Annotated in this window: 12 protein-coding genes; 9 read left to right on the top strand and 3 right to left on the bottom strand. The window is 65.2% G+C overall.

Annotation, left to right across the window (positions count from 1 at the left end):
* The first annotated feature begins 2 nt into the window (after positions 1 to 2).
* Positions 3 to 776, top strand: coding sequence for an RNA methyltransferase (locus KW843_RS24115; protein ID WP_218297685.1), 774 nt, complete (start codon positions 3 to 5; stop codon positions 774 to 776).
* Between the two features lie 58 nt (positions 777 to 834).
* Here the strand turns inward: KW843_RS24115 and KW843_RS24110 are convergent, their stop codons facing one another.
* Positions 835 to 1,650: a hypothetical protein gene (locus KW843_RS24110; RefSeq protein WP_218297684.1), complete on the bottom strand. Its 816-nt coding sequence runs from the start codon at positions 1,648 to 1,650 to the stop codon at positions 835 to 837.
* Between the two features lie 286 nt (positions 1,651 to 1,936).
* Here KW843_RS24110 and carA point away from each other — a divergent pair, with 286 nt between their 5' ends.
* The 5 genes from carA to KW843_RS24085 all read left to right on the top strand — a co-directional run bounded on the left by carA (position 1,937) and on the right by KW843_RS24085 (position 7,923).
* Entirely contained in the window at positions 1,937 to 3,109 is a 1,173-nt protein-coding gene (gene carA / locus KW843_RS24105; RefSeq protein ID WP_218297683.1) for a glutamine-hydrolyzing carbamoyl-phosphate synthase small subunit, read from the top strand.
* 20 nt (positions 3,110 to 3,129) lie between these two features.
* On the top strand, positions 3,130 to 3,552 hold the full coding sequence (locus KW843_RS24100; protein ID WP_218297682.1) for a hypothetical protein: 423 nt from the start codon (positions 3,130 to 3,132) through the stop codon (positions 3,550 to 3,552).
* Between the two features lie 10 nt (positions 3,553 to 3,562).
* Positions 3,563 to 6,808: a carbamoyl-phosphate synthase large subunit gene (gene carB / locus KW843_RS24095; RefSeq protein WP_218297681.1), complete on the top strand. Its 3,246-nt coding sequence runs from the start codon at positions 3,563 to 3,565 to the stop codon at positions 6,806 to 6,808.
* A 180-nt stretch (positions 6,809 to 6,988) separates the two neighbouring features.
* Positions 6,989 to 7,465 (top strand): transcription elongation factor GreA, encoded by a 477-nt coding sequence (greA, locus tag KW843_RS24090; RefSeq protein WP_218297680.1) that lies wholly within the window; start codon positions 6,989 to 6,991, stop codon positions 7,463 to 7,465.
* Between the two features lie 11 nt (positions 7,466 to 7,476).
* Positions 7,477 to 7,923, top strand: a complete 447-nt coding sequence (locus KW843_RS24085) for a DUF4149 domain-containing protein (RefSeq protein ID WP_218297679.1) — start codon at positions 7,477 to 7,479, stop codon at positions 7,921 to 7,923.
* 46 nt (positions 7,924 to 7,969) lie between these two features.
* Here KW843_RS24085 and KW843_RS24080 read toward each other — a convergent pair whose 3' ends face one another.
* Positions 7,970 to 8,704, bottom strand: coding sequence for a glycosyltransferase (locus tag KW843_RS24080; protein WP_218297759.1), 735 nt, complete (start codon positions 8,702 to 8,704; stop codon positions 7,970 to 7,972).
* 53 nt (positions 8,705 to 8,757) lie between these two features.
* Complete coding sequence (locus KW843_RS24075; protein WP_218297678.1) at positions 8,758 to 9,231, bottom strand: YhbY family RNA-binding protein; 474 nt, start codon at positions 9,229 to 9,231, stop codon at positions 8,758 to 8,760.
* Positions 9,232 to 9,338: 107 nt separating this feature from the next.
* Between KW843_RS24075 and KW843_RS24070 the strand changes: the two genes are divergently transcribed.
* The 3 genes from KW843_RS24070 to folP all read left to right on the top strand — a co-directional run bounded on the left by KW843_RS24070 (position 9,339) and on the right by folP (position 13,045).
* A complete protein-coding gene (locus tag KW843_RS24070; protein WP_218297677.1) occupies positions 9,339 to 10,001 on the top strand; it encodes an RlmE family RNA methyltransferase in 663 nt (220 codons plus the stop codon).
* Positions 10,002 to 10,176: 175 nt separating this feature from the next.
* The gene (gene ftsH / locus KW843_RS24065) at positions 10,177 to 12,096 is read left to right on the top strand and encodes an ATP-dependent zinc metalloprotease FtsH (protein WP_218297676.1); all 1,920 of its coding nucleotides are present in this window, start codon (positions 10,177 to 10,179) and stop codon (positions 12,094 to 12,096) included.
* A 118-nt stretch (positions 12,097 to 12,214) separates the two neighbouring features.
* Positions 12,215 to 13,045: a dihydropteroate synthase gene (gene folP, locus KW843_RS24060; RefSeq protein WP_218297675.1), complete on the top strand. Its 831-nt coding sequence runs from the start codon at positions 12,215 to 12,217 to the stop codon at positions 13,043 to 13,045.
* Positions 13,046 to 13,065: the final 20 nt, after the last annotated feature.

Genomic DNA, 13,065 nt, shown 5'->3' with positions numbered 1-13,065 from the left:
CCATGACCTCTCCGTCCATCACCGCGATCCATTCGCGGGACAACACCTTCGTGAAGGAACTGCGCCGGCTCGCGCAGGACACCACCGCCTACCGCAAGCAGGGCAGGGTGTGGCTGGAGGGTGACCACCTCTGCCGCGCCGCCCTGGAACGGGGCCAGCGGGCATCGATCGCGGTATTTTCCGAGTCTTTTTGGCCTCAGGCGCAAGTGGAATGGGCGCAAGCAGCTATGAAAACCATAGTGCTCGCCGATGCCCTGTTTGCCGACATCAGCGGTCTGGAGTCGCCTGCCCGCATGGGCTTCATCATCGATCTGCCCGCTGCCGCCGCATTGCGCACGGACGCCGCCACCGTCGTGCTGGACCGGGTGCAGGACGCCGGCAATGTGGGTTCCATCCTGCGCAGCGCGTCGGCATTCGGATTCCGTCAGGTGGTCGCCGTCAAGGGCAGCGCCGCCCTGTGGTCCCCCAAGGTGCTGCGCGCCGGCATGGGCGCGCATTTCGCGCTGGACCTGATCGAAGGCGTGGAGCACGGCGAACTCCAGTCCCTGAAGGTGCCCATGCTGGTGACCAGCTCGCACGCCGGGGGCTGGCTGCACCGGGCCGCGCTGCCTTGGCCCTGCGCATGGGTCATGGGCCATGAAGGGCAGGGCGTCTCCGCCGTGCTGGAGGAGCGGGCTGCGATGCGCATCCGCATCGCGCAGCCCGGTGGCGAGGAGTCGCTGAACGTCGCGGCGGCGGCGGCGATCTGCCTGCATGCGAGCGGCGCCGGGCGCTGAACACCTCCCTTCGCAGCCGGCTCCGGGGGGCCGCAGAAGGCCCGTCTTCTCTCGTTTTCTAGAGGTTGCGCAGGAACTGGCGCACGAAATCGCCCTGGTTGGGCGCATCCTTCTCGGTGCTGAACAGCACCTGCTGGTTTTCCACGCGGATCTTGAGTTGTGGCGCGAACCTGCACTGCACCTGGCCCAGCCCGGACGCCGTGCTCTTGAAGGCAGGCGTGTTGCGGCACATGGAGTCCAGCTCCGAGGCCACCACGCCGCAGAAGCTGCCGATGCTCAAGGTCTGCAGCTTCTCGTCATCGATCGTGCTCCAGTCGACCGTGGTCTTCACCGGCGTGCCGCAGGCCGCGGAGGCTTCCTGGTCGGCCCTGGCCAGCTCGGCCTGCGCCCCCGCGAGGCGCTTGCTGCGGTCAAAGCGGGCCAGCTTTTCCTGCACGCCCTGCTTTTGCTGGCTCTGGTAGCTCGCCTGCAGGTCCGCCAGCTTGAAGGCCTTGCTCTTTTCCTCGCTGAAGGACAGCGGCAGGCCATCGCGTTTGCCGGGCAGGTACACCACATACTGCTCGCCGTGGCGATAGGCGTGGCTCTGCTTTTGCAGCAGGCCGTAGCTGCGGCCGTCGAGCCGGGTGGCATAGACCTCCCGCGCGGAGCCCTGTTGCTCCAGCTGGCTCAGGAACACGACCTGGTCAATGGGATCGTTGATGCCGCTCACGCGCACCAGGGCCTGTTTGCCATCCGCGCTGGGCGCCAGCACCACTTCCACCCCCTGGGGGGCCACGAAGACCTGGGGGTACCTGGCCAGTTCCAGGGCCTGGGCGGCGACGGCGGCGCACAGGCCGGCCAGGGAAAGGGCAAGAGGGCGGAGAAAAGTGCGCATCGGGAGGGTTCTCTGTGGGAGTGGCGGGAGGCGTCGGGCAAAGTCTAGGCGGACCGTTGTCACCTGAAATGCCTGGAACACTTGCTTACGTAACAAGGTTATGCAAGGCATGCATTTGTGAGTGAATGCGCCGCGATGGGTATAATCGGGAGCTTTTCTCGCAACAGCGTCGCCCGACCGCACCCAAAGCAACAACCCATCTGAGAGCAGCCACCGGCACTTGCGTACCTTTGCGTGCACGAGTGGCCTGCAGGCGCCGGGCGACCGTAACCATCCGGAGAACCCAGTGCTTTTGTCTCTACAGGGAAATTTCCCGCCCGCCATCCTGGCGCTCGCAGACGGCACGGTCTTTATCGGCAATTCGATTGGTGCCACCGGCACCACCGTCGGCGAAGTGGTGTTCAACACCGCGATCACCGGCTACCAGGAAATCCTCACCGACCCCAGCTACTGCCAGCAGATCGTCACGTTGACGTATCCGCACATCGGCAACTACGGCGTCAACGTGGAGGACATCGAAGCCGACAAGGTCCATGCCGCGGGCCTGATCATCAAGGACCTGCCCCTGCTGGCCAGCAACTTCCGCTCCACGGAAACGCTCTCGCAGTACCTCGTGCGCGAGAACACCGTGGCCATCGCCAACATCGATACCCGCAAGCTCACGCGCCTGCTGCGCAGCAAGGGTGCGCAAAACGGCGCCATCATCGGACTGGCCGCCGGGCAGCCGGTCACGCAGGCGCTCATCGACGAAGCCATCGCCAAGGCCAAGGCCGCCCCCAACATGGCCGGGCTGGACCTGGCCCAGGTGGTGACCACGGCGTCGCGTTACGAGTGGACGCAGACCGAGTGGAAGCTGGGCTCGGGCTACGGCGAACTCGCGGCGCCGCAGTTCCATGTGGTGGCGTACGACTTCGGCGTGAAGAAGAACATCCTGCGCATGCTGGCCGAGCGTGGCTGCAAGGTCACCGTGGTGCCTGCCAAGACGCCCGCCGCCGATGTGCTGGCACTCAAGCCCGATGGCGTGTTCCTGTCCAACGGCCCCGGCGATCCGGAGCCCTGCGATTACGCCATTGCCGCCACCCGCACCATCGTGGACAGCGGCGTGCCCACGTTCGGCATCTGCCTGGGTCATCAGATCATGGCCCTGGCCGCCGGCGCCAAGACATTCAAGATGACCCACAGCCACCACGGGGCCAATCACCCCGTGAAGGACCTGGACACCGGCCGCGTGAGCATCACGAGCCAGAACCACGGTTTCGCGGTGGACATGGAATCGCTGCCTGCCAACCTGCGCGCCACGCACATCAGCCTGTTCGACGGCACGCTGCAAGGGCTGGTCCACAAGGACAAGCCGGCATTCTGCTTCCAGGGCCACCCTGAGGCTTCCCCCGGGCCGCACGACATCGCCTACCTTTTCGACCGATTCACCGATGCCATGCGCGCGGCGAAAGCCGGTTGAACCCGGGAAGGAATAGCGCCATGAAACTGTTCAGCTTTCCCCTCGCATCGCTGGAAAAGGCGATCCACAAGCGTGTCCTGACCCTGCCATCGCCCCACCGCGAGTGGTTCACGGAACGCTGGGCGCAAAAGCCCTACAAGAAGGCGTTCGTCGAGAACAAGGCCATGCCCCTCGTCACGCTGGTGGCCAAGGGCAAGACCCTGGACGATGCCGCCTTCGCAGAGCTGCTGCAGGAATGGGAAGTGACGTTTTATGACGCGGAAGAAGAGGTCCTGCGCCCGCTGATCCAGGGCGACGGCCTGCTGCAGCTGATGCAGAAGAACCTTCCTCCCGAACGGGCCCAGGCGCTGCTTGCCAAGTTGACCGAGCGGCGCCCGCCATCGGACGCAGCAGCCTCTGCCCCGACCCCCAGCCCCCAGGCAGCCGAACCCACGATCGACTGATCGACGCACCATGCCAAAACGCACAGACATCAAAAGCATTCTCATCATCGGCGCCGGCCCGATCATCATCGGCCAGGCCTGCGAGTTCGACTACTCCGGCGTGCAGGCCTGCAAGGCCCTGCGCGAGGAAGGCTACAAGGTCATCCTGATCAACAGCAACCCCGCGACGATCATGACCGACCCGGCCACGGCCGACGTGACCTACATCGAGCCCATCACCTGGCAGACGGTCGAGAAGATCATCGCCAAGGAGCGCCCCGACGCCATCCTGCCCACCATGGGCGGCCAGACCGCGCTCAACTGCGCGCTGGACCTGTGGCACAACGGCGTGCTCGACAAGTACAAGGTCGAGCTGATCGGCGCCACGCCCGAAGCCATCGACAAGGCCGAGGACCGCCTGAAGTTCAAGGACGCCATGACCAAGATCGGTCTGGGCTCCGCGCGCTCCGGCATTGCCCACAGCATGGACGAAGCCTGGGCCGTCCAGAAGAGCGTGGGCTTCCCCACCGTGATCCGCCCCAGCTTCACGCTCGGCGGCACGGGCGGCGGCATTGCCTACAACCCCGAAGAGTTCGAGACCATCTGCAAGCGCGGCCTGGAAGCCTCGCCCACCAACGAGCTGCTGATCGAGGAGTCGCTGCTCGGCTGGAAGGAGTACGAGATGGAAGTGGTCCGCGACAAGGCGGACAACTGCATCATCATCTGCTCCATCGAGAACCTCGACCCCATGGGCGTGCACACGGGCGACTCGATCACCGTGGCCCCCGCGCAGACGCTGACCGACAAGGAATACCAGATCATGCGCAACGCCAGCCTGGCGGTGCTGCGCGAGATCGGCGTGGACACGGGCGGCTCCAACGTGCAGTTCTCGGTGAACCCGAAGGACGGCCGCATGATCGTCATCGAGATGAACCCCCGCGTGTCGCGTTCGTCGGCCCTCGCGTCCAAGGCCACGGGCTTTCCGATCGCCAAGGTCGCCGCCAAGCTGGCCGTGGGCTACACGCTCGACGAGCTCAAGAACGAGATCACCGGCGGCGCCACGCCCGCGTCGTTCGAGCCCTCCATCGACTACGTGGTCACCAAGATCCCGCGTTTCGCGTTCGAGAAATTCCCCACGGCCGACAGCCGCCTGACCACGCAGATGAAGTCGGTGGGCGAGGTCATGGCCATGGGCCGCACCTTCCAGGAGTCCTTCCAGAAGGCCCTGCGCGGCCTGGAAGTGGGCGTGGACGGCATGAACGAGAAGACCCAGGACCGTGAAGTGCTCGAAAAGGAGCTGGGCGAGCCCGGCCCCGAGCGCATCTGGTACGTGGGCGATGCGTTCGCCATGGGCCTCTCCGTGGACGAGGTGTATGACCTCACCAAGATCGACAAGTGGTTCCTGGTGCAGATCGAAGAGATCGTGAAGATCGAACTGGAGCTGGACCAGCTGGCCGTGGACAAGGGCGATGCGGCACTGGCCAGCCTGGATGCCGGCACGCTGCGCTCGCTCAAGAAGAAGGGCTTCTCGGACCGCCGCCTGGCCAAGCTGCTCAAGACGACGGAAAAAGCCGTGCGCGAAGCCCGCCGCGCGCTGAACGTGCGCCCGGTGTACAAGCGCGTGGACACCTGCGCCGCCGAATTTGCGACCAACACCGCCTACATGTACTCGACCTACGAGGACGAGTGCGAGGCCGAGCCGACCAACAACAAGAAGATCATGGTGCTCGGGGGCGGCCCCAACCGCATCGGCCAGGGCATCGAGTTCGACTACTGCTGCGTGCACGCCGCGCTGGCCATGCGCGAGGACGGCTACGAGACCATCATGGTCAACTGCAACCCCGAAACCGTGTCCACGGACTACGACACCTCGGACCGCCTGTACTTCGAGCCTCTCACGCTCGAAGACGTGCTCGAAATCGTGGACAAGGAAAAGCCCACTGGCGTGATCGTGCAGTACGGCGGCCAGACTCCCCTCAAGCTGGCGCTGGGCCTCGAAGCAGAGGGCGTGCCCATCATCGGCACCAGCCCCGACATGATCGATGCCGCCGAGGACCGTGAGCGCTTCCAGAAGCTGCTGCACGACCTGGGGCTGCGCCAGCCCCCCAATGCCACGGCCCGCACCGAGGCCGAGGCGCTGGAAAAGGCCGCCGCCCTGGGGTACCCGCTGGTGGTGCGCCCCAGCTACGTGCTGGGCGGCCGTGCGATGGAAATCGTGCACGAGCAGCGCGACCTGGAGCGCTACATGCGCGAGGCCGTGAAGGTGAGCAACGACTCGCCCGTGCTGCTGGACCGCTTCCTGAACGATGCCATCGAGTGCGACGTGGACTGCCTGCGCGACCCCGAGGGCAAGACCTTCATCGGTGGCGTGATGGAGCACATCGAACAAGCCGGTGTGCACTCGGGCGACTCCGCCTGTTCGCTGCCGCCGTACTACCTCAAGCAGGCCACGGTCGATGAACTCAAGCGCCAGTCCGCGGCCATGGCCGAAGGCCTGAACGTGGTGGGCCTGATGAACGTGCAGTTCGCCATCCAGGAAGTGGACGGCAAGGACGTGATCTACGTGCTGGAAGTGAACCCCCGCGCCTCGCGCACCGTGCCGTTCGTCTCCAAGGCCACGGGCATCCAGCTGGCCAAGGTGGCCGCGCGCTGCATGGCCGGCCAGACGCTGGCCTCGCAGGGCATCACCAAGGAGGTGACGCCGCCCTACTTCAGCGTGAAGGAGGCCGTGTTCCCGTTCGTCAAGTTCCCCGGCGTGGACACCATCCTCGGCCCCGAGATGAAGTCCACCGGCGAGGTGATGGGCGTGGGCAAGACCTTTGGGGAAGCGTTCGTGAAGAGCCAGCTGGGCGCGGGCACCAAGCTGCCGACGTCGGGCAAGGTATTCCTCACCGTGAAGAACAACGACAAGCCCCGTGCGGTGGACATTGCCCGCCAGCTGGTGGCGCTGGGCTTTGACCTGGTGGCGACCAAGGGCACCGCTGCGGCCATCGCCGAGGCGGGCGTCCCGGTGGTGGTGGTCAACAAGGTCACGGAAGGCCGTCCGCACATCGTGGACATGATCAAGAACAACGAGATCGTCATGGTCATCAACACGGTGGAAGAGCGCCGCAACGCGATTGCAGACTCGCGTGCGATTCGCACCTCGTCGCTGCTGGCCCGCGTGACCACGTTCACGACCATCTTCGGCGCCGAAGCGGCGGTGGAAGGCATGAAGTACCTGGACAAGCTCGACGTCTATTCAGTGCAGGAGCTGCACGCCCAACTGGTCGCCTGAGCCCCGGCAAAAGCGGCATAATCTTCGCCTGAACAGACACCGCCGCGCGGCAACGTGCGGCGGTTTCCTTTTGTAGACTTGCCATTCACGAAGTCCGGCACAGCCCGGGCGTGACGTGGTGACTGACCGGTGGAAGTGCCTTGGCGCTTTCACCGTTTTGACTTATGGAGACTCGACAGAATGGCCACCATTCCGATTACCAAGCGCGGCGCTGAAAAGCTCAAGGAAGAGTTGCACCGCCTCAAGACCGTGGAACGGCCCGCGGTGATCACGGCGATCGCCGAAGCGCGTGCGCAGGGGGACCTCAGCGAAAACGCCGACTACGACGCCGCCAAGGACCGCCAGGGCTTCATCGAGGGCCGCATCCAGGAGATCGAGGGCAAGCTCTCGGTCGCGCAGGTCATCGATCCCAGTGCCGTCGACGGGGGGGGCAAGGTGGTCTTTGGCGCCACGGTCGAGCTGGAAGATGAAGAGTCTGGCGACACCGTGAAGTACCAGATCGTGGGCGAGGACGAGGCCGACCTGAAGCAGGGCCTGATCAATATCTCCAGCCCCATCGCCCGTGCGCTCATCGGCAAGGAAGAGGGCGATACCGCCGAAGTGCTGGCGCCCGGCGGCGTTCGCCGCTATGAGGTGGTGGCGGTCAGCTACCAGTGAACAGGCGCGGCATGCTCCATCGCCTTCCTGCCCTGGTGGCCGCCCTGTGGTGGGGAAGCCTGACCACCATCGGCTTTCTGGTCGTGCCCATGCTGTTTGCCCACCTCCCGTCGCCGACGGTGGCGGGCAACATGGCGGCCAGGCTGTTTGCGGCACAGACCTGGGTGGCGGTGGCCTGCTGCCTGGTGCTGCTGCTGGTCTCCAGGCCCAGGCAGGCTGCAGCGCAGTACCCATGGGCGCAAGCTGCTATGGTTTTCATACTGGGCGGCATGCTGCTGGCACTGCTCACGCAGTTTGGCGTGGCACCGCGCATCGTGGCGCGGCAGGATCTGCGCGTGTGGCACGGCGTGGGAACAGTGATGTACGCGCTGCAATGGTGCTGTGCGTTGGCCGTGCTGTGGCAAACGCTTCGCCACGACCCTCAGACGCCCACCGGGGGCGGCTCCGCCGGAGCCTGAAGCGCATGCACCGCGGCGGCTCGGCCAGCGCCAGCGCCGACGCCGCCTACTCGTGCCAGTGTTCCGCCACCCAGCTGGCGGGGCGAATGTAGCGAAAGCGGCGGTTGCGCCGTCCCGCCAGTGCGTCCGGTGGATTGCACTCCCCGTGAAAGATCACGATGCGCGCACCGGGCGGCACGAACGGCGCGCGCCAGTAGTTGGTGGGCCAGGGCGGTATGCCGTGGTACTTGAAGCTCGGGCACCACGCTGCGGGCCAGTACTGCAGCTTGCCCTGCCGGTGCAGAAAGTCCGACAGGTAGGCCTGTTCGTTGCGGAACTGTGCGCGGATTTCTGCGAAGTGGGCGCGAAAGTGTGCCAGCACGTCAGGGTGCGCTCCCAGTTCGAACCGGTAGACCGATGAATTGCCCGTGACGCGCCAGGGGCGCTTGTAGTCATGGATGATCAGGAATTCGCCCGGCTGGGTGAAAAAATCGTCCAGGCTGCCGGTGATGACCACGTCCACATCCAGGAACAGGGCCGTGCCGCGGAGCCCGTGCAGGTCCTGGCTGAAGGTGGCCAGCTTGGTCCAGCCCCGCTCGGGAATGCCGGGTGGCAGATCGAGCGCGGGGATGGGCAGGCACTGCACCTCGCTGCGGATGCCGGCGCTGTCGTCGGTCAGGCAGACGAAGCGGAAATCGCCACGCAGGTGCCGCCGAACCATCGCGTACAGCCGATTGACATATTCGGGGCCGTACTTCGTGCCCCACTTCATGCAGAGGATGTGGCGCGCGTGGGCGGCCATGCCGGCAGGCGCTGCAGAAGCTGCGGGTACTGCAGAGACTGCGGGGGGGATCATCAGTCTGCCTGGCGCTTCTTGATCGACTTTTGCTTGGGTTTGGCGCGCTTGATCTGGCCGCCCGAGGTCAGGCGCTGGTTGCCCAGCACGCGCAGCTGCTTGATTTCGGGACGCTGGCCGCCGCGCTTGCTGAACTTCAGCACCTTGACGTCGCGCGGACCCGGCATCCGGTCTTCATCGACCACGCGCTCCTTGACGGGCTGAGGGCGCCAGAGCACGAGCAGCTTGCCGATGTGCTGGATGGGGGCGGCGTTGAGGTCGGCCGTGATCTGCTGGTACATCAGCTCGCGGGCCGCGCGGTCGTCATTGAAAACACGCACCTTGATCAGCCCGTGGGCATTCAGGGCGGCGTCGATCTCCTTCTTGACGGCGGGGGTCAGGCCATCGCCGCCAATCAGGACGACGGGGTCCAGGTGGTGGGCATTGGCGCGTTGTTCCCGGCGCTCGGCGGGAGTCAGTTGAATTTGGGGCATGGGCCGTATTATGTCTGCGGCCCGCCGCGGGGTGCCTTCGCGTCGCCGCGCGAAATGGGCCTTGTGTCCAATCGGCTGTGCCGATTGTCGAGAGACAATGGAGCCGTATGAAAGTCAAAACCCAGAGCAAGAAGGTCAACAAGGCATGGTTGAACGACCACGTCAACGACACCTATGTCAAATTGGCCCAGAAAGAGGGATACCGCGCGCGCGCGGCCTACAAGCTCAAGGAGATCGACGAGCAGCTGGGCCTCATCAAGCCCGGCTACACGGTGGTGGACCTGGGCTCCACGCCCGGCGCATGGAGCCAGTACCTGCGCAGGCGCATGTCGCCCTCGGGTGCGGCTGCGGGGCAGCTCAATGGCACCATCATCGCCTTGGACATCCTGCCCATGGAGCCCATCGAGGGGGTGACCTACCTCAATGGCGATTTTCGCGAGGCGCAGGTGCTCGAGCGCCTGGAGCAGGCGCTCGGTGGCCGCGCGGTGGATGTCGTGGTGTCGGACATGGCGCCCAATCTTTCGGGCATCGGATCGGCCGATGCGGCCCGCATCGCCCACTTGGTGGAGCTGGCGGTGGATTTCGCTTGCAACCATTTGAAACCGGACGGTGCGCTGGTGGTCAAGCTCTTCCACGGCGGCGGGTACAGCGATCTGGTGACGCTGTTCAAGCAGACCTTCAAGGTGGTCAAGCCCTTGAAGCCCAAGGCGTCGCGCGACAAATCTTCGGAGACCTTCCTGGTGGGAATGGGCCTCAAAAAGGCCGCCTGAAAGGTCTTGCCCCAGGTCATGAATCCGTGAAATTCGCCCGTAAAGCCCGTGCTGTTTCCATGGCGGCTAGGGGGAATAGGGATGGCTGGGTGGCTTGAAAGACCTAAAATGGGCCGCACATGCGTGCCATGACGGCAGTGTGTCCGTTTTCTGTTCCCTGCAACTGGAGCCCCGCTTGAACAATCAGTGGTTTTCAAAAATTGCCGTGTGGCTGGTTATCGCCATGGTGCTGTTCACGGTGTTCAAACAGTTTGACACCCGTGCCGGCGCCAGCGCAGGCCACGTCGGCTACTCGGAATTCCTCGAGGAAGTCCGCAGCAACCGCATCAAGAGCGCAACCATCCAGGAAGGCCAGGGCGGCACCGAGATCGTGGCCGTCACCAACGACGACCGAAAGATCCGCACCACCGCGACCTATCTGGACCGCGGCCTCGTGGGCGATCTCATCAACAACAACGTCAAGTTCGACGTCAAGCCCCGCGAAGAAGGCTCCCTGCTCATGACCCTGCTGGTCAGCTGGGGCCCCATGCTGCTGCTGATTGGCGTGTGGGTGTACTTCATGCGCCAGATGCAGGGCGGCGGCAAGGGCGGCGCCTTCAGCTTCGGCAAGAGCAAGGCGCGCATGCTCGACGAGAACAACAACCAGGTCACGTTCGCGGATGTGGCCGGTTGCGACGAGGCCAAGGAAGAAGTCAAGGAAGTCGTGGACTTCCTGAAAGACCCACAGAAGTTCCAGAAGCTGGGCGGCCGCATTCCGCGCGGCCTGCTGCTGGTGGGCCCTCCGGGCACCGGCAAGACCCTGCTGGCCAAGTCCATCGCGGGCGAAGCCAAGGTCCCGTTCTTCAGCATCTCGGGCTCCGATTTCGTGGAAATGTTCGTCGGCGTGGGCGCGGCCCGTGTGCGCGACATGTTCGACAACGCCAAGAAGAACGCCCCCTGCATCATCTTCATCGATGAAATCGACGCCGTGGGCCGCCAGCGCGGTGCCGGCCTCGGTGGTGGCAACGACGAGCGCGAGCAGACCCTGAACCAGATGTTGGTCGAGATGGACGGTTTCGAGACCAACCTGGGCGTGATCGTGGTGGCTGCCACCAACCGCCCCGACATCCTGGACGCGGCCCTGCTGCGCCCCGGCCGCTTCGACCGCCAGGTCTACGTGACGCTGCCCGACATCCGGGGCCGCGAGCAGATCCTGAACGTGCACATGCGCAAGATCCCGATCGGCCAGGACGTGGCCCCCGGCATCATCGCGCGCGGCACGCCCGGCATGAGCGGTGCCGACCTGGCGAACCTGTGCAACGAAGCCGCCCTGATGGCCGCCCGCCGCAATGCGCGCACGGTGGAGATGCAGGACTTCGAGAAGGCCAAGGACAAGATCCTCATGGGCCCCGAGCGCAAGAGCATGGTCATGCCCGAGGAAGAGCGCCGCAACACGGCCTACCACGAGTCCGGCCACGCGCTCATCGGCAAGCTGCTGCCCAAGTGCGACCCGGTGCACAAGGTCACCATCATTCCCCGTGGCCGTGCCCTGGGCGTGACAATGAGCCTGCCCGCACAGGACCGCTACAGCTATGACCGCGAATACATGCTCAACCAGATCAGCATGCTGTTCGGCGGCCGCATCGCCGAGGAAGTGTTCATGAACCAGATGACCACCGGCGCCAGCAACGACTTCGAGCGCGCCACGCACATCGCCCGCGACATGGTCACCCGCTACGGCATGACGGATGCGCTGGGCCCCATGGTCTATGCGGAAAACGAAGGCGAGGTGTTCCTGGGCCGCTCGGTCACCAAGACCACGACCATGAGCGAGCAGACCATGGAAAAGGTCGACATGGAAGTGCGCCGCATCATCGACGAGCAGTACAACCTCGCCCGCCGCCTGATCGAGGAGAACAGCGACAAGATGCACGCCATGGCCAAGGCCCTGCTCGAATGGGAGACCATCGACACCGAGCAGCTGGACGACATCATGGCTGGCAAGGAGCCCCGTCCTCCGAAGGACTGGACACCCCGCACGCCTCCCTCGGGCGGCGACAATTCCAGCGGCGGCACGCCCGCCGTGGCAACGGACACCGCGCCTTCGGCAGCCTGAGGAGCCCGTTGCAGTTCCAGCCGTTCCAACGGGGCCTTGTGCCCCGTTTTTCATGGTCTGTTTGGTCCCCTTGCTGATCCCCGCGGCGGCACGCCCCTATCTCTTTTCCCCACGGACCATGCTCTGGCAGACCTCCCGCTTTTCCATCGATCTTTCCGAGCCCCGCGTCATGGGGATCGTCAACGCCACGCCGGATTCGTTTTCCGATGGCGGACGCCATGGCTCCACGGCGGGAGCCCTGCGGCATTGTGAACAGCTGCTCAAGGACGGGGCGCACATCCTGGATATCGGGGGGGAGTCCACGCGACCCGGTAGCCCCGCGGTGCCCCTGGACGAAGAACTCACGCGCGTGGTGCCCCTGGTGCGGGACGCGGTGTCCCTGGGCGCCCCGGTCTCCGTCGATACCTACAAGCCCGAGGTCATGCGGGCGGTGCTGGACCTTGGCGCCGACATCGTCAACGACATCTGGGCGCTGCGCCAGCCAGGCGCGGCGCAGGTTGTGGCATCGCACCCGCAGTGCGGCGTGTGCCTGATGCACATGCACCGTGACCCCCAGACCATGCAAGCGGCCCCCATGCAGGGGGATGTGGTCCGGCAGGTGCTATTGTTCTTGCAGCAGTCAGCGCTTGATCTGCAAGCGCTGGGGGTCAAGAATACCCGGATCGTGCTGGACCCTGGCATTGGATTCGGCAAGACGCCGGAGCAGAATTTTGCGCTGCTGGCCCATCAGCCTGCATTGTTGCGCGCGGGCTACCCCCTCCTGGCGGGCTGGTCGCGCAAGTCGTCCCTGGGGGCCGCGACGGGGCTGGCGGTGGAGCAGCGTATGGTTCCGAGCGTGGCCGCGGCCGTGCTGGCCGTGGAGCGCGGGGCTTCCGTGGTGCGCGTGCACGATGTGCGAGAAACCGTGTCGGCGCTGGCGGTGTGGAGCGCCATGCAGCGAGAGCGTTGAGGCCGGGCGCTGCAAGGAGA

Source organism: Acidovorax sp. sif1233, from assembly GCF_019218755.1.
Classification (GTDB): domain Bacteria; phylum Pseudomonadota; class Gammaproteobacteria; order Burkholderiales; family Burkholderiaceae_C; genus Acidovorax.
Note: the sequence above shows the minus strand (reverse complement) of the source record. Positions and strands in the feature narration are given on the sequence as shown.

Coding starts and splice junctions, on each gene's coding strand:
- KW843_RS24115 (WP_218297685.1), top strand. CDS start 3: ATGACCTCTCCGTCCATCACCGCGATCCATTCGCGGGACAACACCTTC.
- KW843_RS24110 (WP_218297684.1), bottom strand. CDS start 1,650: ATGCGCACTTTTCTCCGCCCTCTTGCCCTTTCCCTGGCCGGCCTGTGC.
- KW843_RS24100 (WP_218297682.1), top strand. CDS start 3,130: ATGAAACTGTTCAGCTTTCCCCTCGCATCGCTGGAAAAGGCGATCCAC.
- carB (WP_218297681.1), top strand. CDS start 3,563: ATGCCAAAACGCACAGACATCAAAAGCATTCTCATCATCGGCGCCGGC.
- greA (WP_218297680.1), top strand. CDS start 6,989: ATGGCCACCATTCCGATTACCAAGCGCGGCGCTGAAAAGCTCAAGGAA.
- KW843_RS24085 (WP_218297679.1), top strand. CDS start 7,477: ATGCTCCATCGCCTTCCTGCCCTGGTGGCCGCCCTGTGGTGGGGAAGC.
- KW843_RS24080 (WP_218297759.1), bottom strand. CDS start 8,704: ATGGCCGCCCACGCGCGCCACATCCTCTGCATGAAGTGGGGCACGAAG.
- KW843_RS24075 (WP_218297678.1), bottom strand. CDS start 9,231: ATGCCCCAAATTCAACTGACTCCCGCCGAGCGCCGGGAACAACGCGCC.
- KW843_RS24070 (WP_218297677.1), top strand. CDS start 9,339: ATGAAAGTCAAAACCCAGAGCAAGAAGGTCAACAAGGCATGGTTGAAC.
- folP (WP_218297675.1), top strand. CDS start 12,215: ATGCTCTGGCAGACCTCCCGCTTTTCCATCGATCTTTCCGAGCCCCGC.